The following is a 24,950-nucleotide window of genomic DNA, read 5'->3' on the forward strand; positions in this document are numbered from 1 at the left end:
ATCGTATAAAAATAATGAACAAACAACAACTAGCTGCTAAAATATGGGAATCTGCAAACCAAATGCGTTCTAAAATTGAAGCAAATGAATACAAGGATTACATACTTGGATTCATCTTTTACAAATACCTATCTGAGAAACAAATACAGTTCGCTAAAAATCAAGATTTCACCCAAGATGATATTGAAGCCCTGAACGAAGAAGATACAGAAACGGTAGAATTTATAAAAAAGAGCATAGGCTACTTTATAGCTTATGATGATTTGTTCAGCACTTGGATTAGTGCGGGTAAAGATTTTGATGTTTCCAATGTACGCGAAGCGCTCTCTGCCTTTAGCCGATTAATTAGCCCAAAGCACAAAAAGCTTTTTGACGGTATTTTTAATACGTTGGAGACTGGTTTAAGTAAACTTGGAGATACCGCAGCGAAGCAGACTAAGGCAATTGCAGACTTGCTCCATTTAATTAAGGGCATCCCTATGGATGGCAAACAAGACTATGATGTTCTTGGATTTATCTACGAATACCTTATTGAAAAATTTGCAGCCAACGCTGGTAAAAAAGCAGGTGAGTTTTATACACCACATGAGGTATCTGTATTGATGTCAGAAATTATATCGGACCATTTAAAAGACCGAAAGCAAATTGAGATTTATGATTCTTGCAGTGGCTCCGGTTCGTTGCTTATTAACATAGGTAACAGTATTGCAAAGTATATGGATGATGAAAACAACATCAAATACTATGCACAAGAACTAAAGCAGAACACCTATAACCTTACCAGAATGAACTTGGTAATGCGTGGTATTTTACCAACGAATATTCAAACCAGAAACGGCGATACTTTAGAAGATGACTGGCCGTTCTTTGATGAGAACGACCCTGTGCATACGTATAATGCTTTATATCTTGATGCAGTAGTGTCTAACCCGCCATACTCTCAAAAATGGACACCTACAAATAAAGAAGCAGACCCACGTTATGCTCGTTTTGGTCTAGCTCCAAAAACGAAGGCGGATTTTGCATTTCTATTACACGACCTTTATCATTTGAAACCAGATGGAATTATGAATATAGTACTACCACATGGCGTACTTTTTCGTGGTGGTGAAGAAGGTAGAATACGTGAACAACTTATTGAAAAAAACCATATTGATGCCATTATTGGTTTACCGTCAGGTATCTTTTTTGGCACAGGCATCCCCACTATTATTATAGTTTTAAAACAAAAACGAGCAAATACCGATACGTTAATTATAGATGCCTCAAAAGGCTTTGTAAAAGATGGCAAAAACAACAAGCTGCGTGCTAGTGATATTAGGCGTATTGCAGATGCCGTACGTGACAGAGCTACTATACCTAAATTTTCTAGAACTGTAGAACGTGATGAAATACGTAATAACGAATATAACTTAAACATACCACGCTATGTAGACTCTTCAGAGCCTGCTGAAAAATGGGATATCTATGCATCTATGTTCGGTGGCATTCCGGTAAACGAAATAGATGAACTTCAAAAGTATTGGAATGCGTTCCCAGACTTACGTGAAACATTGTTTGAAAGAACCACAGCCGTAAATGCCAAGCTTAAAGTAAACGATTTAAAAGAAAGCATCGCAAATCACCCTAATGTTGAAGCTTTTACGAAAGCGTATACGCTAGCATTTCAAAATTTTGACCAATACCTTACCCAACATTTAGTTAGTAATACTGCAACCGTTAAGGTTAACAAAGAGAAAACCATACTAAGCAACGATATTTTTAAACGATTAGAGACCATACCACTTATTGATAAGTATGAAGCCTACCAACTGTTAGACGATAAGTGGGAAACCATAAAAGTGGACTTAGAGATTATACAGACCGAGGGCTTTGCTGCTACAGGTGTAGTAGATCCTAATATGGTTATAAAAAAGAAAAACGGTAAAGATACCGAAGTACAAGAAGGTTGGAAGGGTCGTATTATGCCTTTTAAATTAGTTCAAGAAGAGTATTTAAGTAAAGAACTTGAAGCACTCACTATAAAAGAAAACCGACTTACGGCTATTGCTACAGAGATAGAGGAACTTATTGAGGCCTTACCAGAAGAAGAAAAAGATAGTAGCCTGCTCAATGACAAAAGTGATGCCTTTGTTGCTAAAGAATTAAACGAGGTGGTAAAAGAAGCCTATGCAGATGTAGAAACTCCTGAGATTAATGCACTTAAAGCCTGCCAAGACTTATTAGATAAAAAAGCACGTAAGCCCGAGAAAGAAGCATTTATCAAAGCCAATAAAGTTGTACAATGGAAGGCTATGGATGCCAATAAAGATGGAACTTATAGTAAAACTACCGTAAACAAATACTTGTCTCAATTACAGAGCGTTTTTACGTTCAAAGAAGACACTTTTGAGTTCCAATTAGTAAAGGCAAGCCAGTTACTTATAGAACAAAAGGACATAAAAGCAAAAATTAAAAAAGAAGCTGCTGCACTCCATATGCTTACCAAAGAAACCATTGAAAACTTAACTGCTGCACAGGTAAACAACTTATTAGAACATAAATGGGTAAAACCATTAGTAAAGTCACTAGATAATATGCCAGATGCGATTATAGATACGCTTTTGAGAAAGCTGCAGCAACTTGCAGATAAATACGCCACTACATATAGTGATGTTGCCAAAGACATTAAACAAGCCGAAAATGAACTTGCAGGACTATTAGATGATCTTACAGGAAACGAGCACGATATTAAAGCGTTGAGCGAGTTTAAGAACCTTTTAAAAACCGATGCGTAATATGGGAGAACTAAAGAAAAGCCCAGAAGTGCGGTTTAATAGTTATACGGAGGATTGGCAATTAACCCAGCTCAAAGATGTTTCAACTTATGCGAATGGCGGAAGTTTTGAAGAACACGTAAAAAAAATAGGTAAATATGAATTGATTACATTGAAATCTGTTGATGTAAATGGAAATTTAGTCTCCTCACAGAAATTTATTGACATCGATGCCCCTACATTACCAAAAGATACTTTAGTAATGATTTTAAGCGAACAATCACCCGGTTTACTTGGTGTTACAGCTCAAATACCTGCACCTAATAAATACGTACTTAATCAAAGAGTTGCAGAAATAAGACCAAACGCAGGGATAAACAGTTCATTTCTATCTATGGTCATTAATAGAAACCAGCAGTATTTTGGAAAGCGAGGAGCTGGCACCAAAGTTCAAAACATTTCTAAACCAAATGTAGAAAACTATACTTTTTATGCGCCAGAGATTAATGAACAAAACAAAATTAGCAGCCTAATATCCAATCTTGATTCATCGATAAAAAACCACCAAACCCAACTCACCAAACTCAAAAACCTAAAAAAAGCAATGCTAGTTAAAATGTTTCCTCAAGAGGGCGCTACCGTCCCAGAGATACGTTTTAAAGGCTTTGATGGGGAGTGGGAGAGTTATCAACTTGGTAATATCGGTAACACGTTTACAGGTCTCTCAGGAAAAACCAAAGAGGACTTCGGAAAAGGAGAAGCACGTTATATTCCTTACACAAACGTTTTCAACAATGAGGTTACTGACAGAAATCAATTAGAAAAAATTGAAATTGATGAATCACAGAGTACTGTTCATTATGGTGATGTGCTATTTACGACTTCTTCAGAAACACCAGAAGAGGTTGGTATGTCTTCCGTATGGTTGGAGAAAGATGAAAACGTTTATTTAAACAGTTTCTGTTTCGGATATCGATTTAAAGAAAAGGTAGATAATTATTTTATAGCTTATTATATGCGCTCTCAATATTTTAGGGAAAATATGAAAATTTTAGCTCAGGGTATATCAAGATTTAATATATCTAAAACTAAAGTTATGGAGATAGATATTTTACTACCTGAAGAGACAGAACAAACAAAAGTAGGTAAGTATTTCACAAATCTTGATAAGATTATTATTGGACATGAAGTACAACTCAAAAAACTCAACAACATTAAAAAAGCCTGCCTTACTAAAATGTTTGTAGCTTAAAACCAACCCAACTAGTACCGTTTATAATTATGATTTTTAATAAAGAAAGTGATTTTGAAGAAGCTTTAATAACGCATTTATTAAACCAAAGTTGGAAAGGTGGTGTTATTAAAAATCCCACAGAAAAAGACCTGTTAGACAATTGGGCAAACATTCTGTTTGATAATAACCGCGATATAGACCGTCTTAATGACCACCCGCTTACAGAGGGAGAGATGCAGCAGATACTAGAGCAGGTAAACACGCTACGTACACCGCTTAAGCTTAATGGTTTTATAAATGGTAAAACGGTAGCAATTACTAGAGATAATGAAAAGGACAATTTGCATTTTGGTAAAGAGGTAAGTCTTAAAATTTATGACCGCCACGAAATTGCTGCTGGGCAAAGTAGGTATCAAATAGCGCAACAACCACAATACAAAAGTAAGTCTAACATACTAGGAGACCGCCGTGGCGATTTGATATTGCTAATAAACGGTATGCCACTTATACATATAGAGCTTAAAAAAAGTAACGTGCCGGTAAGTCAGGCATACCACCAAATAGAAAAATACGCACGTGCAGGGGTCTTTACAGGCTTGTTTTCATTGGTTCAAGTTTTTGTAGCTATGGAGCCAAACGAAACCCGGTACTTTGCAAACCCTGGTCCAGATGGCAAATTCAACAAAGACTATTATTTTCAATGGGCAGATTTCAACAACGAACCCATAAATTTATGGAGTGACATAGCTAGAGAATTACTCTCTATACCTATGGCGCATCAGCTAATAGGGTTTTACACCGTACCAGATACTAGTGATGGTGTGCTTAAAGTAATGCGCAGTTACCAGTACTATGCAGCAAGTGCCATAAGTGATAAAGTAGCAAAAAATGATTGGAAGAGTAGACAGGCATTAGGCGGCTTTATATGGCACACTACGGGTTCTGGTAAAACAATGACCAGTTTTAAAAGTGCACAGCTTATAGCCAATTCAAAAGATGCTGACAAAGTTGTCTTCTTAATGGATAGAATAGAGCTTGGCACACAATCTTTAAAAGAATATCGTGGCTTTAGTGATGATAACGAAGATGTACAAGCAACGGAGAACACTGGTGTTTTGGTAACGAAACTTAAAAGTGACGACCCCGCAAACACTTTGATAGTTACCTCTATCCAAAAAATGAGCCTTATTACCGAGGAGGAAGGAACTAAAGGTGCGGACATAGCCATAATGAATAGTAAGCGAATTGTCTTCATTGTAGATGAAGCACACCGTAGCACTTTTGGCGACATGTTGATCACTATAAAAAAGACCTTTCCATGGGCTATATTTTTCGGCTTTACAGGCACGCCTATACAAGATGAAAATCAAAAGAAGCTTAACACAACCTCCACCGTTTTTGGAGACGAGTTACACCGTTACAGTATTGCAGACGGAATACGGGATGGCAACGTCTTAGGTTTTGACCCATACAAGGTTCTTACCTATAAAGATAAAGACCTGCGTAGAGCAGTAGCATTAGAAAAATCTAAAGCATCTAGTGTTGAAGATGCATTGGGCGATACAAAAAAGAAGACGATATTTCTAAAGTATATGAACGATGTGCCCATGGCAGGTTCTTATAACGATGCAGGTATCTATGAAACAGGTATAGAAGACCATTTGTCTAATGCCCAGTATGACCGTGAACAGCACATTTCAAAAGTAGTAGAAGACATTTTGGACAATTGGCTCATATTAAGTCAGAACGGAAAATTCCATGCCATATTTGCTACCAGTAGTATTCCTATGGCAGTACGTTATTACAGAACGTTGAAGCGTGTTAAGCCAGATTTAAAGACCACAGCTCTATTTGACCCTACTATAGACAATAATGGCAATTCTGAATACAAGGAAGATGCGCTTATAGAAATTATAGAAGACTACAATGCGCAATATGACCAAGATTTCAAATTAGCAAATTACGCTAAAATGAAAAAGGACATTGCTTCTAGAATGTCTCATAAAACACCATACCTAAGAATAGAGAAAGAACCCGAGAAGCAATTGGATATTTTAATTGTAGTAGACCAAATGCTTACAGGTTTTGATAGTAAGTGGGTAAACACTTTGTATATGGACAAGAAAATGGAGTATGAAAACATCATACAAGCATTTTCACGTACCAACCGTCTTTTTAAACGTGATGAAAAACCCCATGGCACCATTCGTTATTACCGTAAGCCACATACAATGGAGCGCAATATTAATGCAGCCATAAAATTATATTCTGGTGATAGAGTAACCGGCTTGTTTGTGGAGCGTTTACCGCACAATTTAAAAGCAATGAATGCAGTGTATGATGAGATTGCACAACTATTTGAGCTAGCGGGAGTTGCTAATTTTGAAAAATTACCAGACGACCTTACGGAACGTGGTCGCTTTGCCAAGTTATTTAACACCTTCAATATGTACTTAGAAGCAGCTAAAGTACAACGCTTTGTGTGGGAAAAACTAGAATATACTTTCGGAGAAGGTAAAAAGAAAGAAACTATTAAGCTAGCTTTAGATAAACATACCTATGATATCTTAGTTTTACGTTATAAAGAGCTTTCAGGGTCTGGTGATGGAGGAATGGGTTCTGGCATTCCTTATGAGATTGAAGGACATATAACAGAAATAGACACGGGTAAAATTGATGCCGATTATATGAACTCTCGTTTTGCAAAATACCTAAAAAAACTGCAAGATGAAGACGTGAGCAAAGAAGAGGTACAACAAACACTTAACGAGTTGCACAAATCTTTTGCTAGCCTTACCCAAGAACAACAGAAGTATGCTAATTTATTCCTGCACGATGTACAGCGTGGTAGTGTAAAGCTTGAAGCAGGTAAAACACTTAAAGACTACATTACACTATACCAGTACAATGCAAAAAATGATCAAATACGAAAAATAGCTACAGTATTAGGTTTAGACGAAACTCGCCTACGTGGTATGATGGATGCAGGTCTTACCGCAAAAAACATCAACGAGTACGGTAGATTCACAGAATTAAAGGATACTGTAGACAAAGAAAAAGCTAAAAATTATTTTGAAACATTGGAGGGTAAAAAGCTACCTCAGTTCAAAGTTAATATCCGTGTTGATAGTTTACTGCAGAGTTTTATTTTGGAAGGCGGATTTGAAATTTAGAGCTCTATAATAGAATAGTAAATATTAATAATGGATAACGAAAAATGGCTAAAATATTGGAGAAAATGCTTAATTGATTCGCTTAAAAATGATATTAAAATTACGGAGCAGAAGCATTTTGAAATTAAAAATTTTGATATTAATAATTCGTCAATTTATGACATAGAAAGAATTAATGAGCTTATTAATTACGAGGAGTATTTATTGAACACACGAAATGGTGTCTTAAAAGATGATATTGATAATTGGATTAAACTAGACAATATTCTAGTTTTAATTGCTCCTTTTAAACTTATTCAAATCGAACAATATCGAGCGAACAATAGAAATAAATTTCCCTTTTGGTATTATGCAAATGTCAATAGACAAGGCGTACTTTGGGTGCCAGAAGAAATTGCTCCCTTTTATCAAAGAAAGTATTTAGAGCCTCAGGCAGACGAAAGTACAGAGTTTATTTTTTCTTCAGTTGACAAAATTAATCAGCAGAATAATGTAAAAAGAGAAGATTTAGATACTTACCAACGTTACATTGATTATATAAAAACAAATTTTAAGAAAGTTGCTGATTATAATATATCAGATTATCGGTGTTATAATCATAAGAAACTGAATGATGCAGTGGTAATCCTTTCGGATATTCAAATTGGAGCAGCTCAAAGTATTGTAGATTTATATGATAAAATATTAAAAAATAAAGAACAGCCTGAACTATTAAAGGCGTTTATTAATATCGAAAACAACCGAGCAATAAAGCCACTTCAGGTTGAAGAGTTCACCAGTGCTAATCACTTACACATTGGGCAAATGGGGTATGAGTTTCCCATTTCTATTTCGCAGAGGAAAAGTTTATATACGCTATTAAATTCTGATGATAATGTTTTTGCAATTAATGGGCCACCAGGAACAGGAAAAACAACCTTGTTACAAAGTATTGTAGCCAATAAAATAGTAGAGACAGCTATTGAAGGCGGAAATCCTGCGGTTATTTTAGCTTGTTCAACTAACAATCAGGCGGTAACAAATATTATAGAGAGCTTCTCCAAATCAAATACCAAAGATGGTCCTTTGCGAGGAAGGTGGCTTCCAGACGTTGATGGCTATGCAACCTATTTACCTGCTAGTGGTAAAAACGAAGATCAACTAAGAGGTATTAACTATAAGAAATTAGTTGGTGGTGGTTTGTTTGGTGATATTGAGAATGAGGAATTTGTTGGAAGAGCTTTAGATTTCTATTTAGTAAAGAGTGAGACTTATTTTGGTGAAAATCTAAATATACCAGATACCCTTTTAAAACTTCAATCTGAAATAAAGGAAATAAAGTACACTTTAATTCATTCGAAGGAAAAGTGGGAAAACTACTTAAAAGGTGAATCTCTTTTTAAGTCGCTAAAAGTAGATGAAGAGCAGAAATTCTTTTCTGATAATTTTTTATCGGCAGATCAGTTACGAGACTTGGCAAGGTCATTGCAAAAATCAGAACATGCTATTTTAAGTTATTTCAATTCTGAATCTATATTTAGAAAGTTGTTCTGTATTCTTGGAATTAAATCATCATTAAGAAGTCGGCAGAATGAATTAAATATTATTTTGAGAGATTCTATTCTTGAAAATAGAATCAAAGATTATTCTAAAAACTCGCTATTAGAACAATGTAATGCCACTATTAAAACGGTTAGAAAAATTACTAAGCTAACTACTGATTGGGAAAGTTTTAAGGAGAGAAATGATTTAACGGGAAACCCACCTAGAAATAAGGAGGAGTATTGGGATTTAGAAATGCTCAAAATTAGAAATAAGGTAGCTCCAAATTGTTTTTATGACGAGTTAGATGTTAGTATACGGCATAAAGCATTTCAATTGGCTATTCATTACTGGGAAGGAAGATATCTTCAACGATTAGAAAGTGATTTAAGAGATCCCAACTTCACAAAAAAAGGTAAATCTACAGTAATCAGTAGATGGCAAAGACATGCTATGCTGACCCCATGTTTTGTTAGTACCTTTTATATGGCTCCGAAATTTTTTAGTTATTACAAGTTTTTACAAAAAGATAATAATGGAAAAGCTGTTTTTGACAATCCTGCTCTATTCAATTTTGTGGATTTACTACTAGTTGATGAATCTGGTCAAGTAACGCCAGAAGTAGGTACTGCAATATTTTCATTGGCTAAAAAAGCGGTAGTTGTCGGTGATGTAAAACAGATTGAGCCCGTATGGAATATATCTAATAAAATTGATGTAGGTAATTTAAAGAACAGTCAACTCATTGTTGATTACGACGATGAGATTTATGAAACACTTTTTGATCCAAAGGGATATTTAGCTTCAACTGGTAGTATAATGAAAATGGCTCAAAACGCGAGCAGTTTTAAGGAGCCAGAGTTAGAAGAAAAAGGGGTTATACTACAAGAGCATAGAAGGTGTTATAACGAGATTATTAATTATTGTAATGAGTTAGCTTATAATGGTCTTTTAATACCGTTAAAAGGTAGGTCTGGGAACGACTTACTATTTCCTCCTATGTACTGCATTCATGTAGAAAGTAATTCGGTTACAAATAATACAAGTAGGCAAAACTATCAAGAAGCAGAAGAGTTGGTCAAATGGTTGTTGTTGAATAGAAATAGAATCGAAGGCAAGTATGAGATGAAGGTAGAGGAAGCTGTAGGGGTAATAACCCCGTTTACAGGTCAAAAGAATGTTCTAAGAAGCTTACTAAAGCAAAATGGTATAAATACCAGTATTATGAAATTAGGAACCGTACATGCCTTGCAAGGGGCAGAACGACCTATTATTCTTTTTTCAATGGTTTATGGTGATGGTGATTCGGGAACAATGTTCTTTGATAGGGATAATAAACCCAATATGTTGAATGTGGCAGTTTCAAGGGCAAAGGATAATTTTATAGTCTTTGCGAATACTAAGATTTTAGACAAGAGTAGTAAGAGCCCGTCTGGCATCTTAGCGAATCATTTAAAATACGAGGATAATAGTTTGTCTTAGTTAAGGAAAACTACATTACTTAACTTTTTTTACATCTACTTTACTGAAAAGTTGCCCTAAAGGTTGCCCTATAAAATAAAAAAACCCCTGAAATCAGATGATTTCAGGGGTTTGTGGTACTCGAGGCGGGACTTGAACCCGCACGCCCCAAAGAGCACAGGATTTTAAGTCCGGCGTGTCTACCAATTCCACCACTCGAGCATACTTGGCTTTAAAAAAATGTTGACCGGCAACATTTTCTGAGCGAAAAACGGGATTCGAACCCGCGACCTCCACCTTGGCAAGGTGATGCTCTACCCCTGAGCTACTTTCGCAAATTTTTTAAGAACGTGCATCTCTTAAAAGATGCGGGTGCAAATTTAAAACAATTCTGTAAAAACCAAAGTAAAAATTGACAAAAGAATTAAAAATATTATGATGTTGCCTTTTTGTCCTTGGTTAACAGCCTTTTAATCTCATTTAATTTCATCAATGCCTCTACCGGAGTTAGGGTATCGATGTCCAAATTCGTGATTTCTTCCTTGATTTCTTCTAATAATGGGTCGTCTAAATTGAAAAAACTCAATTGCAATTCGTCAGAACTACTTTTAAGCTTATCTCCCATATCTTCGTTAACATGCTTATTTTCCAACTTCTTCAAAATTTTATTTGCCTTCTGAATTACTTGTTGGGGCATACCTGCCATTTTAGCCACATGTATACCAAAACTATGTTCACTACCACCCGGAACTAATTTTCGTAGAAATAAAACCGTATCCTTTAGTTCTTTTATAGCAACATTATAATTTTTGATGCGATTAAAAGTATTGGTCATCTCATTAAGCTCATGGTAATGTGTGGCAAACATTGTTTTAGATCTTGCTGGGTGCTCATGTAGATATTCAGAAATTGCCCAAGCAATCGATATACCATCATAGGTACTTGTGCCACGACCAATTTCATCTAAAAGCACAAGGCTTCGCTCAGAGAGATTATTAAGTATTGATGCCGTTTCGTTCATTTCTACCATAAAAGTAGATTCGCCCATTGAAATATTGTCGCTAGCACCAACGCGGGTAAATATTTTATCTACAACACCGATTTTAGCCGATTCTGCAGGTACAAAGCTTCCCATTTGTGCAAGAAGTACAATTAATGCTGTTTGTCTTAATAGGGCAGATTTACCACTCATATTTGGACCGGTAATCATTATAAACTGTTGGTTCGATCTATCTAGCTGTAAGTCATTGGCAATATATTGCTCACCTAACGGCAATTGTTTTTCAATTACCGGGTGTCTACCGTCTTTTATTTCTAAATCTGTAGAATCATTTAGGGTAGGGCGGTTATATGCATTTTCTTTCGCTAGTTGTGCAAAACCACATAAGCAGTCTAATTGCGCTATTAGATGTGCGTTATTCTGAACAGGAGCGATGTATTCTTGCATCCATACGACCAATTGAGAGAATATTTGTTGCTCTAATGTTGAAATACGGTCTTCTGCTCCTAGAATTTTTGCTTCGTATTCTTTAAGTTCTTCGGTAATATAGCGTTCAGCATTTACCAAAGTTTGCTTACGCGTCCATGTTTCAGGTACTTTATCTTTATGCGTATTTCTAACTTCTATATAATATCCGAAGACATTATTAGAGGCTATTTTAAGGGATGTTATGCCAGTTGCGGCAGTTTCCCTTTCAAGCATTTTGATTAGATAGTTTTTTCCTGAAGTTGCTAATCCTCTAAGCTCGTCTAATTCTTCGGAAAATCCTTTAGCGATCGTACTTCCTTTTAAAATATTTACAGGTGCTTCTTCGCTAAGCATCTCTTTTATTTTAGCACGCAATAAATCGCAAGATTGTATTTGGTCTCCTGTTAAAGCGAGCGATTCGTTTTTTGAAGAGGTGGCTAATTGCTTTATGGGAATTAAAGCTTCTAAAGAATTTTTTAGCTGAACTACTTCTTTAGGGTTTACCTTGCCTGTAGCGACTTTGGAAATCAAACGCTCTAAATCGCCCATTTGTTTAATATGGTGCTGAAACTTTTCTAAGACAACTTCTTCTTCATGATATAAGAAAGAAACAATTTGTTGTCTCCTTTTAATTTTTTCAAGATTTTTAAGTGGTAAGGCAAGCCATCTTTTAATCATTCGCCCACCCATGGGTGAGATTGTTTTATCTATAATATCTAATAGTGTAACCGCATTTACATTGGTAGAATGATAAAGTTCTAGATTTTTGATGGTGAAGCGATCCATCCATATATAATCATCTTCAGCAATACGTTGTAATTTAGAAATATGCTGTAGTTGTCGATGTTGGGTTTCGCCTAAATAATGTAAAACTACCCCAGATGCTATTATACCACAGGTTAAATGGTCAACGCCAAAACCTTTAAGCGTGTTTGTATTAAAGTGCGATGTAAGGTTTTCTAGCGCATAATCTTCTTGAAAAACCCAGTCTTCTAGATAGAAAAGGTGATAGTTTTTGCCGAATACCTCTAAGAATTCTTTTTTATGTGCTTTAGATATTAAAATCTCGTTTGGTGAAAAATTCTGTAACAGTTTGTCAATCTGCTCTTCATTTCCTTCTGAGGTTAAAAACTCACCAGTAGAAATATCAACAAACGAAATTCCTGTTTTTTTTCTTCCGAAGTGCACGGCACAGAGAAAATTATTGGTCTTAGAGTTTAAGATATCGTCATTCATTGCCACGCCTGGTGTAACCAATTCGGTAACACCTCTTTTGACAATTGTTTTTGTTTGTTTGGGATCTTCTAACTGGTCGCATATGGCAACACGTTGACCTGCTTTTACCAATTTGGGTAAGTAGGTGTTTATTGAATGATGCGGAAAACCAGCTAGTTCGGTTCGCTCGCCACCATTATTTCTATTCGTTAGAATAATGCCTAATATGCGTGAAGCCTTTACTGCATCTTCACCAAAAGTTTCATAAAAATCGCCAACTCTAAAAAGTAATAACGCATCAGGATATTTGTTCTTGATGGTATTATATTGCTTCATTAAAGGGGTCACCTTTTTTGTCTTGCTTTTATCCGCCACTTTATCTTTATCTCATTAATTTTGCACCTTCACGAAAGTATGGTTTTATCCCTTGAATTTTAATAATTGTTGATATTTGAGGATAAGTTTATAGCCATTAAAATTTTTGGAATTGAACAGTAAAGTATGAGAAAATTAAGAAATGAGGAGTTAGATAGAATTGATGTGGAAGGCTATAAGCTTGCTGGTAAATCTCCCATTATTATAGTTCTGGATAATATTCGTAGTTTAAATAATATTGGGTCTGTCTTTAGAAGTGCCGATGCTTTTTTGATTGAAAAAATATACCTGTGTGGCATTACTGCTACACCTCCTCATAAAGATATTCATAAAACGGCCCTTGGTGCTACCGATAGTGTTGAGTGGGAGCATGTAGAGAATACGATGGAGTTGGTCAATAGATTAAAAAAAGATAGTTGCCATGTTGTTTCTGTTGAACAGGCTGAAAATGCGACCCAACTAAATAATTACCGGCCTGCCAAAGATAAAAAGCAAGTATTCATTTTTGGAAACGAGGTCAAGGGCGTTGCCCAAAATGTGGTTAGCGCTAGTGATGAGGTTTTAGAAATACCGCAGTTCGGCACCAAGCATTCATTAAATATTTCGGTAAGTGTTGGGATTGTAATTTGGGATTGCTGGAGCAAAATTACCGCATAAAAAAACCTGGTCGTAGACCAGGTTTTTTAGTATAGTTTGAGTTAGTTAGTTGCACGAATGCCTGCACAATAAAAGATTTTCTTTTCATTTACGCAAGAAATAACGCGAATTATATTATCATAAGTTAGCTAAAGCAAAGTCTTCAATCTTGCTTAAAATAGTTTCGTAATCACGTTCATGGGTCACGAAATCTAACTCGCTTACATCTATAATAAGCTGATTTTCTTTAGGGTAGGTTCTTAAAAAATCAAAATAACCACGGTTAATTTTCTCTAAATAGGTCAGTTCTATATTCTGTTCATAATCTCTACCTCGTTGCTTTATTTGCTGTAATAATCTCTCTGTTGTTTGATATAGGTAAACGTATATCTTGGGCTTTTTAACCTCTTTGTACATAAAGTTAAAAACCTTTCTATACAGGTCAAATTCATTTTGTTGTAGAGTAATCTTCGCGAAAATCAACGATTTGTATATGTCGTAATCGCTGACCATAAAACTTTTAAAAAGATCTAGTTGATTGGTGTCTTCTGTAAACTGCTGATACCGGTCTGCCAAAAATGACATCTCTAGAGGAAAAGCGTATCTGTCTTGATCATTGTAGAAATTTGGTAAAAAAGGATTTTCGGCAAATCTCTCCAATATTAATTTAGCATTAAAGTCTTCAGAAATTTTAGTAGCCAATGTTGTTTTACCTGCTCCAATATTTCCCTCTATTGCGACATATTCTAAACTGGCAAAAAAGGCGTGGCGATTTTTGAATAATCTTCTGAACTGTTTGGTAATAGTGCTTTTATCTTTACATTCCTGTAATAGATTTCTAGTGTCTTTATTAAAAATTGGGTGGTAAAACTGCGGCGTAATATCTGCAAGTGGTTTCAAGATGAACTTTCTGTCTTGCATTTTAGGGTGCGGTATCGTTAAAACTGCAGTGTCAATAACATCCTTCTCATAATAAATGATATCAATGTCAAGTGTTCTGCTTTGATAACTATCACTCTCTTTTCTTTCTCTGCCAAAATCAGTTTCTATGGCTAGTAATTTAACAAGTAATTCTTCGGGCGAGAGAAGTGTTTGTAATTCTAAACATGCATTTAGAAAATCTTCTCCGTCAAATCCCCACGCAGGCGTTTCATATATAGCTGAAACCTGCCTAATTTCGCCGGTAACATTGCCGATTTCGAAAATTGCTTTCTGTAATAATAAAAGGCGATTGCCTAAATTACTACCAATAGATAAAAATGCCGTTTTGTATACTCCCATAATAATAGAACAAAATAACTAAAACATATTCACATTACTTATCTTTGTTCACTATTTAAAATAAAGATTTCAATGAATTTTTTAAGAAATTTTCTTGCCTCTATTTTAGGTTCCTTATTTGCTTTTGGAATCTTATTTGTTATGTTTTTAATTTTTGTTAGCCTTGTTAGTAGTAGCGAAGATAGTGTAGCGATAAAAGATAATTCTATTTTAGAATTGCAATTAAAAAGACCAATTTCAGATTATACGGGTAATGACGAGTTAGACCCTTTTGCCGGTATTTTTCAAGAATCGCAGGGTTTAGACGAAATAATACAAGCTATTGATGTGGCGAAAAATGATGACCGTATAAAGGGAATCAGTATTAATAACAATTTTATAATGGCAGGTTTGGCACAAACTCAGGCTATTAGAAAATCATTAGAAGATTTTAAGGAAGAAGGTAAATTTATTTACGCATACGCAGATTTTTTTATGCAACGCGATTATTATTTGGCTAGTGTGGCGGATTCTATTTTTATAAATCCGGTAGGGGTTTTAGATTTTAAAGGTTTGTCTACCGAGGTGCTTTATTTTAAAGAACTGCAAGAGAAATCTGGAATTAAAATGGAGGTTATTCGACATGGTAAGTACAAAAGTGCTGTTGAGCCATATCTTGAAAATAACATGAGTGAAGCCAATAGAAGCCAATTAACTTCTTTACTACAGTCTCTTTGGAATTCTATGGTCGTTGATATTTCAAAAACAAGATCGATTTCTGAATCTGATTTAAATGTTATAGCTGATACCTTAGGTGGTAGAACTCCGAAATACGCGAAGCAATCAGGATTGATTGATGATGTTGTTTTTTATGATGAGTACGAGAGTAAATTGGCAAATGCTCTAAAAATTAAGAAAGACGACGACATTAACTATAGCACTTTAGATGACTACGTAAAGTATTCGAACAAGAAGACTTTAAAATCTGGTGATGATAAAATAGCGGTTATTTTTGCCCAAGGTGAAATTTTCTACGGTGAAGGAGGACCAAATATTATTGGGCAAGGTATTATAAACGAAGCTTTAATTAAAGCTCGTGATGATAAAAAAGTGAAAGCAATTGTATTGCGTGTAAACTCACCTGGTGGTAGTGCTTTAACTTCAGATATTATTTGGAGAGAGGTTGCACTTGCCAAGAAAGTGAAGCCGGTAATTGTATCAATGGGTAATGTAGCAGCTTCAGGCGGATACTATATAGCCGCAGGTGCCGATAAAATTTTTGCCGAACCAACGACAATAACTGGTTCTATTGGTGTTTTCGGTACTGTACCGAATATGACAGAATTGGCAGATAATATTGGTATTAATGCAGAACAAGTAGGTACTAATAAAAATGCGGTCGAGTATTCATTATTTGAACCTATGCAAGAAAGTTTCAAAAATCAAATTCAAGAGAGTATTGAAGAAACCTATCAAACATTTCTTCAACGGGTATCTGAAGGTAGAAATATGACCATGGCACAAGTAGATAGTGTTGCCCAAGGTAGGGTGTGGAGTGGTACTGAGGCTTTGGAAGTTGGTTTGGTAGATGAATTGGGTAATTTAGATGATGCTATTGAAGCAGCAGCTGAGCTTGCTTCTTTAAACTCTTATGGGGTCAAAAAATTCCCTAAGTACAAAAGCGGATTCGAACGCTTTATGGAAGATTTGGAAGGAGCTAGTCTACAAATAAAAGAGAACGTATTAAAAGATGAAATAGGTGATGAGGCATATAAGGTGTTGAAAGAGTTACAGTCTTTTAAAGAGCAAAAGGGTATACAGGCTAGAATGCCGTTTGCATTAGATATTAAGTAATTTTATGACTTTAAAAGATAGAAAACTAGCACAACGTATTTATTTGTATTTAGGGGCTTTGTTTATCACTTCTTTAGTGGTTTCTAACCTTATATTTCAAAAGTTTTTTTATTGGAATCCCTTCGGGGATTTCACCGTTTTCGGGGTTTCGCTATTTGAAGTTTCGGTTGGTATTTTACCTTACCCCATAACTTTTTTGATTACTGATCTTATTTCTGAGATTTATGGTAGAAAGATGGCAAACCAAATTGTTACTGCCGGTATTTTTGCTTCTTTCTTTTCTATGGGTATTATTTTATTGGCAGAAGTAGCCCCAGCGATTCCTTCTTCACCTATAAATGATGAAACATTTACACAAGTTTTTGCACTGTCGCCAATAGCCGTGTTAGCTTCTATGATAGCTTATTTACTGGCGCAGTATGTAGATGTGGCTATTTATCATTTCTGGAAAAAATTGACCAAAGGCAAGTATTTATGGTTGCGTAATAATTTTTCTACATTTCTGTCACAATTTCTAGATACGTTTACCGTTGTGGGGTTGTTATGTGTCTTCAAAGTATTGCCGTGGGATCTTTTTTTCGGACTCGTAGTTAGCGGATTTATTTTTAAGATTTTTATAGCATTTTTTGACACCCCTTTTCTCTATTTCTTCGTATATATTATGAGAAAACGTTTTGATCTAAAGCCAAATGAAGAATTGGACTTAGATGTTTTAGAGTAATAGCATTAATAAACTGTATAAAAATATACGATGGGTAAGAAAATTTTAAAAATTGTTGGGGTACTTTTATTATTAATCATTGTTGTAATTGTTGCGGCGCCTTTTTTCTTAGAAGCTAAAATTGGCGATATTATTAAAAATAACGTCAATAATAATGTGAATGCTACGCTAGATTTTTCTGAAGCAAATTTAAGTTTGGTACGAAGTTTTCCGAATGCAGAAGTGAATTTTAAAGATGTAGTTTTAATAAACAAAGCTCCATTTCAAGGTGATACTTTATTTAAAGCAGTAAATTTAGATTTGACCATGGGTATCATGCAATTGTTTAAAGGTACTGGTGATGCTATTGCCATTAACAATATAAATTTAGATGGCGCCTTAGTCAATATTGTTGTTGACGAAGAAGAAAATGCTAATTACGATATTGCCATAGCTTCAGAAACTACAACAACTGTTGAAGAGCCAAGTACAACCGACGGATTTGCTTTTGACCTACAGTCCTATGAAATAACGAATTCCAGAATTTACTACACCGACAATTCTACTGGTATAACTTTTAAGTTAGATGATTTTCAGCATAAAGGAACTGGAGATTTATCATTGGCTACTTCAGAACTTGATACACATACCAATGCTTTTATTTCTTTAGAAATGGATAGTGTAAACTATTTAAACAAGAATAAAATAAAATTAGATGCACTTATTGGTATCGATTTAAATGAAAATAAGTACTCTTTTTTAAAGAATGAGGCTTTACTAAACCAACTGCCACTGGTATTCGATGGTTTTGTAAAACTTAATGAAACTAATCAAGAAGTAGATTTGACCTTTAAAACTCCCTCGTCAGATTTTAAAAATTTCTTAGGGGTAATTCCTGAAGTTTATTCTAAAGATATTGCAACCGTCAGTACTACCGGAGATTTTATCGTTAATGGTAATTTTAGCGGTATTGTTGATGATACCCATATTCCTAAATTTAATATTGAGATTAAATCTGATAATGCTTCTTTCAAATATCCAGATTTACCGAAAGCGGTTCGTAATGTGTTTTTTGATATTCAATTGAATAATAAGACTGGTGTTACAGAAGATACTTATGTCGATATTAATAAGGCTTCTTTTATGATTGATGAAGATAAGTTCAATCTTACTTCACATATTACAGAGCTTATGGGTAATACAAAGGTAAAAGCGCATATTGATGGTGCTATGAACTTGGCAAATATTTCAAAAGCTTACCCTGTTCCTGCAGAATATAATTTAAAGGGGTTGTTAAAAGCAGATATTACAACGGCTTTTGATATGGCATCTGTTGAAAAGCAACAGTACGAGAAAACAAATACAACCGGAGATTTAAGTGTAACCAATTTTGAATATAGTTCAGATGAATTGGCAAACCCAGTTAAGTTTAATACCGCAAAATTAACTTTTAATCCAAAGACGGTAACCTTAAATCAATTGAACGGTATCACAGGTACAACCGATTTTGATGCAACAGGTACTATCAATAACCTTCTAGGGTTTATGTTCAATGATGAAAAGGTAGAGGGTAATTTCAGCCTTAAATCAAATAGTTTTGCGTTAAGCGATTTTATGGTTGCTGAAACAAATGCGCCTGCAGCCACAAACGAGAGCAAGTCAAATTCAGGTGAGGTTGTACAAGAAGAAAAAATTAAAATTCCATCTTTTTTAGATGCGACCATCAATGCAGATGCAAAAAAAGTATTTTATGATGATATCGTGTTAAATGACGTTAAGGGGGTTTTAAAGATTAAAGATGAAACTGCTACTTTAAGTAATATGACCGCGGGTATGTTTGGGGGTAAAATCGCATTTAATGGCGACGTGTCTACGAAAAATGAGATACCTACTTTTAATATGAAGTTAGATTTAAATCAACTTGGTATTCAAGAAACATTTGCTTCTGTTGATTTGTTCAAGACCGTTGCACCCATTGCTAAAATGTTGAACGGTAAATTAACTTCAGACATTTCTTTGTCAGGTAATTTGACGGACGATTTAATGCCAAATCTTTTATCATTGAGCGGAGACTTGTTTGCTGATATAATGACAGAGGAAGTTAATACCGAAGCCTCGCCGGTGTTGAGCTCATTGGTTTCGAAATTAAATTTTATAGATCTTAAAGAGTTAAGTCTAAAAGAACTTAAGACTTCATTGTCTTTTAAAGATGGTATCGTGGTTGTAAAACCATTTACTTTAAACTATAAGGATATTGCCATAAATGTTGATGGGAGCCATTCGTTTGATCAAAAACTGAATTACAAAGCTACTTTGCAAGTACCTGCGAAATATTTAGGTTCAGATATTACAAAGTTGATTGCTAAAATAGATGATCCTTCTCTGGCTGATTTAACGATACCTGTTGTCGCTAATATCGGTGGTCTTTACAATAGCCCTACGGTTACCACAGATATGACGTCTGGTGTTAAGCAATTAACTACTCAGCTTATTGAGGTTGAAAAGCAAAAACTAATTGCTAAAGGTACCGATAAGGCTAAAGATTTAATTGGTGGTTTAATTAGTGGAAATAAAACAACGACAGATTCTACCAGCCAAAAATCGACGGACACTAAAACAGCTGCTAAAGATCTTTTAGGCGGAATCTTATCTACTAAGAAAGATACTGCCGCTACCACATCTGTAAAGAAAGATACAACTCCTGTTAAAACAGAAGAAGCTGTAAAAGAAAAGGCAAAAGATATCTTAGGTGGCTTATTCGGTAAAAAGAAAAAAGATAGTACTAACTAATAGTTAAGCCTACGTAATAACCTTCGCTACCTCTTACATTGAAAACGGTGTTGTCTTCAAAGATGAGGTATTGACCTTTAATACCTTTTAGCTTACCTTCAAAAGTGGGAGTTTTACTTAGGTTTAAACTTTTTACTTTGGTTGGATACTGAAGTACCGGGAATTCCAATTCGGTTTCTGTATTAGAATCTAAAAAATAGGGTAGTGCCTCTTCGGGTATATATTGTTTTAGTCTATCGCGCCATTCTTGAAGATTTTCATCAACAACTGTATTAGTAAGCATGGTGCGCCAATTGGTTTTGTCGCCCACATGGTCTTTTAGGGCAACTTCTGTTATGCCAGCTAAATACCTATTTGGTACTTCTACAATTTCAATTGCTTCATGAGCACCTTGGTCAATCCATCTTGTTGGTATTTGCCCTTTTCTGGTTACACCTACTTTTACATTGCTAGAATTGGCTAAGTATACAATATGTGGTTGTAATTGCACTTTTTTTTCATATGCTAAATCTCGGTCTTCTTGGTCTAAGTGCGCTTTGCTTAATTCTGGGCGCATGATCCAATCTCCGGCAGATGGAATTTCAAAAAAGCAAGTTCTACAAAATCCTTGTCTATAAATAGGTCGATCATTACTGCAATTTAGACATTGGTGCTTAATGAAATTTACTTTTACATTTTTGTCCAAAACTTGATTTACATTCAAAAAGTCAGATTCGAACAACATATAATATTGAATTGGACTTCCTATTTCTGTCTGCATTTTTCTAAGTACTCCCTCGTATTGCATGTAATTTCGGCTTATTGAATGTTCAATTTGAAAATGATAGTAAGATGCCCTACTTTTAGCAATACAAAGATACCTATAAATGCCAATTACCCTATTTAATTCAATTGCCTCTTGGTTACTGAAAAAACGTTTTCATCAAATAGAACTTTTTTTAAAATATCCTGAAGAGGTACAAGAAGAGGTTTTATTGCAATTGCTTGAATTTGCCGAAGACACTGAAATTGGTAGAACATATGATTTTGATTCGATAGGTTCATATGCAGATTTTAAAGAACGCTTACCTATAGTTTCTTATGAAGAAATTCAGCCTATAATTGAACGTACTAGAAAAGGGGAGCAAAATTTATTTTGGCCCACTAAAGTAAAATTATTTGCTAAAAGTAGTGGCACTACAGATGCGAAAAGCAAGTTTATACCTGTGAGCGGTGAGGCTTTAGAAGATTGTCATTACAAATCCAGCAAAGATTTATTGTGCCTGTATCTGAATAATAACGAAAATTCACAATTATTTACGGGTAAGAGTTTGCGTTTAGGTGGTAGTAAGGAGTTGTACGAGGATAATGGGTCGTTATTTGGTGACTTATCTGCAATTCTTATAGATAACATGCCTTTGTGGGCAGAGTACAGTAGCACGCCTAGTAATAAGGTTTCTTTAATGAGCGAATGGGAGAGTAAGCTAATGGCTATCATTCATGAAAGTGTTCAAGAAAATGTAACTAGTTTGGCTGGTGTACCATCTTGGATGTTGGTATTAATGAACAAAGTACTTGAAGAAACTGGTAATGAGAATCTGTTTCAAGTTTGGGAAAATTTAGAAGTGTACTTTCACGGTGGTGTAAATTTTAGTCCTTATAAAGAGCAATACAAAAAAATACTACCGAATAATGATTTCAGGTACTACGAAATTTATAATGCCTCTGAAGGTTTTTTTGCTATTCAAGACAGAAATGGTGCAGATGATTTGCTCTTGATGTTGGACTATGGAATTTTCTATGAGTTTATACCTATGGATGTTTATGGCGCTTTAAATGAAGAGGCGATTGCTCTATGGGATGTTGAGTTGGGTGTAAATTATGCTATAGTAATTACTACAAATTCAGGTTTGTGGAGATATAGAATTGGGGATACCGTTCGTTTTACTTCTAAAAGTCCATATCGTATTAAAGTATCCGGTCGTACCAAACATCATATTAATGTGTTTGGTGAAGAATTGATTATCGAAAATGCAGAAGAGGCATTAAAAATAGCCTGTGCAAAAACGGGAGCTGAAATTATAGATTATACTGCCGGACCTATTTTTATGGTAGGTAAAGAAAAAGGTGCCCATGAGTGGATAATGGAATTTAGAACCCTACCACAAGATTTCAGCGCCTTCGTAGAGATTTTTGATAATGCCTTAAAATCTCTAAATTCAGATTATGAAGCCAAAAGGTTAAATAATATTACACTGAACTCTCCTTTGGTACACATAGCACGAGAGAACTTGTTTTATGATTGGTTGAAGTTAAATGATAAACTTGGAGGGCAGCATAAAATTCCTAGATTATCAAATAAGAGAGATTATTTAGAAGAACTTTTACGAATAAACAAGTAATTATCTCTATTCATACCAAATATTAACCTAATCACAACAATTTTACATATTTCCTCATTGCTTGCCATACATTTGCCTTAGTTAAGGTGGCTTTTACCTTACAACACAATTGTAGCTTTTTTAGTTCTAATAAGTATCAATATTTGGGACTACAACGATATTTTTAACCCGCTAAACAATTAAATTGTTGTAAGTGCAGTTATTATTTCAACTTGCTGAAGCAAAACTTAACCAAACTATAAATACTATTATTATGGCAGACAAATTAGTGATCGTTTCCGACATGTGGGGCGCTAAGAAAGGTTTATGGATTACTTCATATTTAGGGTATCTACAACAATATTTTGACATAACTTTTTACGATAGTCAACAACTGGCAAATCTAGATATTCTTATTCAAACTGAAGAGAATGTTCACAATGCTTTTATAGAGGGCGGTACAGATACTGCTGCATCTCATTTATTAAAAAAAGAAACAGAAGCTTGTTATTATCTTGCTTTTAGTACCGGCGCCACCATTGTTTGGGAAGCTGCTAAGAGGGGTTTACCAGTAAAGTCTTTATATGGTGTATCTCCTACGAGAATACGTAAAAATAATGATCGTCCTAATGTACCTTTTCAATTGGTGTACGGAGCTAATGATGAGTTTAAACCAAGCGATGAATGGGCAAATAAATTAGGGATAGATATGGAAGTATTACCTAATTACGGACATACATTATACACCGATGAGAAAATCATTCAGAAAGTATGTATGGATCTATTGCAAGAAGTAACACAAATTACACCACAAATTAAAAAAGTGGTTTGAGATAAATAAAAGTACAAAGCATAAAAAAAGCGAAGATGTAAATCTTCGCTTTTTTTGTATTCTATTTTTTACTATAGTATTATGAAACAGCCTTTAGCTTTTTAATGGTATCGTGAGATAGCATTTCTTCGGCATAAGGTTTTGTTACTTTGAAGTTTTTATCACTTGTACTTGGCATTTCGAACATTGCGTCAGTAAAAATGGCTTCACATAAAGATCTTAAACCTCTAGCTCCAAGTTTATACTCTATTGCTTTTTCTACGATATAATCTAAAGCTTGGTCTGTAATGGTGAAGGTAATATCATCCATTGCAAATAACTTCTCATATTGTTTTATAATCGCATTTTTGGGCTCGGTTAATATAGCTCTTAATGTCTTCTTGTCTAACGGATTCATGTGCGTAAGAACAGGAAGCCTACCAATAATTTCAGGTATAAGTCCAAAATCTTTCAAATCTCTTGGTATAATGTATTGTAATAAATTACTATCATCTAAAAAACTATCGGATTTTGAAGCGCTATAACCAACAGCTTGCATATTCAAACGTTTTGTAATAGCACGTTCGATACCATCAAAAGCTCCACCGGCAATAAATAAGATATTTTCGGTATTTACTTCTATAAATTTCTGGTCTGGGTGCTTTCTTCCTCCTTTTGGTGGAACATTCACAACTGTACCTTCTAACAATTTTAAAAGACCTTGTTGAACACCTTCCCCAGATACATCTCTTGTTATAGAGGGATTATCACCTTTACGCGCAATTTTATCGATTTCATCAATAAAAACGATACCTCGTTCTGCTTTTTCAAGATTGTAATCTGCTGCTTGTAAAAGACGGGTAAGAATACTTTCTACATCTTCACCAACATAACCGGCTTCGGTCAATACTGTAGCATCAACAATGGCTAATGGTACATTAAGCAATTTAGCAATGGTCTTTGCCATAAGGGTTTTACCGGTACCGGTTTGCCCAACCATTACAATGTTACTTTTTTGAATTTCTATATCATCCTCTTTTGAAGAAGGTTGTAGTAACCTTTTGTAGTGGTTATAAACAGCTACAGACATTACCTTTTTAGTACGATCTTGCCCAATGATAAAAGTGTCTAAAAATTCTTTTATTTCTTGTGGTTTTTTTAGAACAAGTTCAGAAGAAAGATCATTGGTCTTTGTCTGTTTTGACTCTTCGGCAACAATACCGTGAGCTTGCTCAATACAGCGATCACAAATATGGGCATCAAGACCAGCAATCAATAAATTGGTTTCTGGCTTTTTTCTGCCGCAAAATGAACACTCTAAATTTTCCTTTGCCAT

Annotated in this window: 14 protein-coding genes and 2 tRNA genes; 10 read left to right on the plus strand and 6 right to left on the minus strand. The window is 34.9% G+C overall.

Translation table 11 applies throughout. From position 1 onward, the window contains the following. The first annotated feature begins 14 nt into the window (after positions 1–14). Genes CLV90_RS04865 through CLV90_RS04880 form a run of 4 tightly spaced genes read left to right on the plus strand, consistent with a single transcriptional unit; the run spans position 15 to position 10,166 of the window. A complete protein-coding gene (locus CLV90_RS04865) occupies positions 15–2,777 on the plus strand; it encodes a type I restriction-modification system subunit M (RefSeq protein WP_133686373.1) in 2,763 nt (920 codons plus the stop codon). Between the two features lies 1 nt (position 2,778). Further along, a complete protein-coding gene (locus tag CLV90_RS04870) occupies positions 2,779–4,008 on the plus strand; it encodes a restriction endonuclease subunit S (RefSeq protein WP_133686374.1) in 1,230 nt (409 codons plus the stop codon). A 29-nt stretch (positions 4,009–4,037) separates the two neighbouring features. After that, the gene (locus tag CLV90_RS04875) at positions 4,038–7,163 is read left to right on the plus strand and encodes a type I restriction endonuclease subunit R (RefSeq protein WP_133686375.1); all 3,126 of its coding nucleotides are present in this window, start codon (positions 4,038–4,040) and stop codon (positions 7,161–7,163) included. 30 nt (positions 7,164–7,193) lie between these two features. After that, positions 7,194–10,166, plus strand: a complete 2,973-nt coding sequence (locus tag CLV90_RS04880; protein WP_133686376.1) for an AAA domain-containing protein — start codon at positions 7,194–7,196, stop codon at positions 10,164–10,166. Between the two features lie 114 nt (positions 10,167–10,280). On the opposite strand, the gene CLV90_RS04885 is transcribed toward CLV90_RS04880, so the two are convergent. The 3 genes from CLV90_RS04885 to mutS all read right to left on the minus strand — a co-directional run bounded on the left by CLV90_RS04885 (position 10,281) and on the right by mutS (position 13,164). Beyond that, positions 10,281–10,367: transfer RNA gene (locus tag CLV90_RS04885), tRNA-Leu, on the minus strand. 41 nt (positions 10,368–10,408) lie between these two features. After that, positions 10,409–10,480, minus strand: a tRNA-Gly gene (locus tag CLV90_RS04890). A gap of 98 nt (positions 10,481–10,578) precedes the next feature. Then, on the minus strand, positions 10,579–13,164 hold the full coding sequence (gene mutS, locus CLV90_RS04895) for a DNA mismatch repair protein MutS (protein WP_133686377.1): 2,586 nt from the start codon (positions 13,162–13,164) through the stop codon (positions 10,579–10,581). A 165-nt stretch (positions 13,165–13,329) separates the two neighbouring features. Between mutS and CLV90_RS04900 the strand changes: the two genes are divergently transcribed. Then, a complete protein-coding gene (locus CLV90_RS04900) occupies positions 13,330–13,860 on the plus strand; it encodes an RNA methyltransferase (RefSeq protein ID WP_133686378.1) in 531 nt (176 codons plus the stop codon). 117 nt (positions 13,861–13,977) lie between these two features. Here CLV90_RS04900 and folK read toward each other — a convergent pair whose 3' ends face one another. Next, positions 13,978–15,120: a 2-amino-4-hydroxy-6-hydroxymethyldihydropteridine diphosphokinase gene (gene folK, locus CLV90_RS04905; protein WP_133686379.1), complete on the minus strand. Its 1,143-nt coding sequence runs from the start codon at positions 15,118–15,120 to the stop codon at positions 13,978–13,980. A 72-nt stretch (positions 15,121–15,192) separates the two neighbouring features. On the opposite strand from folK, the gene sppA reads away from it, so the two are divergent. From sppA to CLV90_RS04920, 3 genes are read left to right on the plus strand one after another with little or no spacing between them, the layout of a single operon-like run. Further along, positions 15,193–16,953, plus strand: coding sequence for a signal peptide peptidase SppA (gene sppA, locus CLV90_RS04910; RefSeq protein WP_133686380.1), 1,761 nt, complete (start codon positions 15,193–15,195; stop codon positions 16,951–16,953). Between the two features lie 4 nt (positions 16,954–16,957). Further along, the gene (locus tag CLV90_RS04915; protein WP_133686381.1) at positions 16,958–17,674 is read left to right on the plus strand and encodes a queuosine precursor transporter; all 717 of its coding nucleotides are present in this window, start codon (positions 16,958–16,960) and stop codon (positions 17,672–17,674) included. Between the two features lie 30 nt (positions 17,675–17,704). Next, on the plus strand, positions 17,705–20,443 hold the full coding sequence (locus tag CLV90_RS04920) for an AsmA-like C-terminal region-containing protein (RefSeq protein ID WP_133686382.1): 2,739 nt from the start codon (positions 17,705–17,707) through the stop codon (positions 20,441–20,443). Here CLV90_RS04920 and CLV90_RS04925 read toward each other — a convergent pair. After that, positions 20,436–21,230 carry a DUF2797 domain-containing protein gene (locus CLV90_RS04925; protein ID WP_133686383.1) on the minus strand — a complete coding sequence of 265 codons (795 nt, stop codon included), beginning with the start codon at positions 21,228–21,230 and terminating at the stop codon, positions 20,436–20,438. The two genes, CLV90_RS04920 and CLV90_RS04925, sit on opposite strands and share 8 nt — an antisense overlap. A gap of 79 nt (positions 21,231–21,309) precedes the next feature. On the opposite strand from CLV90_RS04925, the gene CLV90_RS04930 reads away from it, so the two are divergent. Both CLV90_RS04930 and CLV90_RS04935 read left to right on the plus strand, forming a co-directional pair. Next, positions 21,310–22,824, plus strand: coding sequence for a GH3 auxin-responsive promoter family protein (locus CLV90_RS04930; protein WP_133686384.1), 1,515 nt, complete (start codon positions 21,310–21,312; stop codon positions 22,822–22,824). Between the two features lie 253 nt (positions 22,825–23,077). Next, positions 23,078–23,635, plus strand: a complete 558-nt coding sequence (locus tag CLV90_RS04935) for a dienelactone hydrolase family protein (protein ID WP_133686385.1) — start codon at positions 23,078–23,080, stop codon at positions 23,633–23,635. A gap of 79 nt (positions 23,636–23,714) precedes the next feature. Here CLV90_RS04935 and clpX read toward each other — a convergent pair whose 3' ends face one another. Next, positions 23,715–24,950 (minus strand): ATP-dependent Clp protease ATP-binding subunit ClpX, encoded by a 1,236-nt coding sequence (gene clpX / locus CLV90_RS04940; RefSeq protein ID WP_133686386.1) that lies wholly within the window; start codon positions 24,948–24,950, stop codon positions 23,715–23,717.

This window comes from Maribacter spongiicola, assembly GCF_004364165.1.
In the GTDB taxonomy this organism is placed as follows: domain Bacteria; phylum Bacteroidota; class Bacteroidia; order Flavobacteriales; family Flavobacteriaceae; genus Maribacter; species Maribacter spongiicola.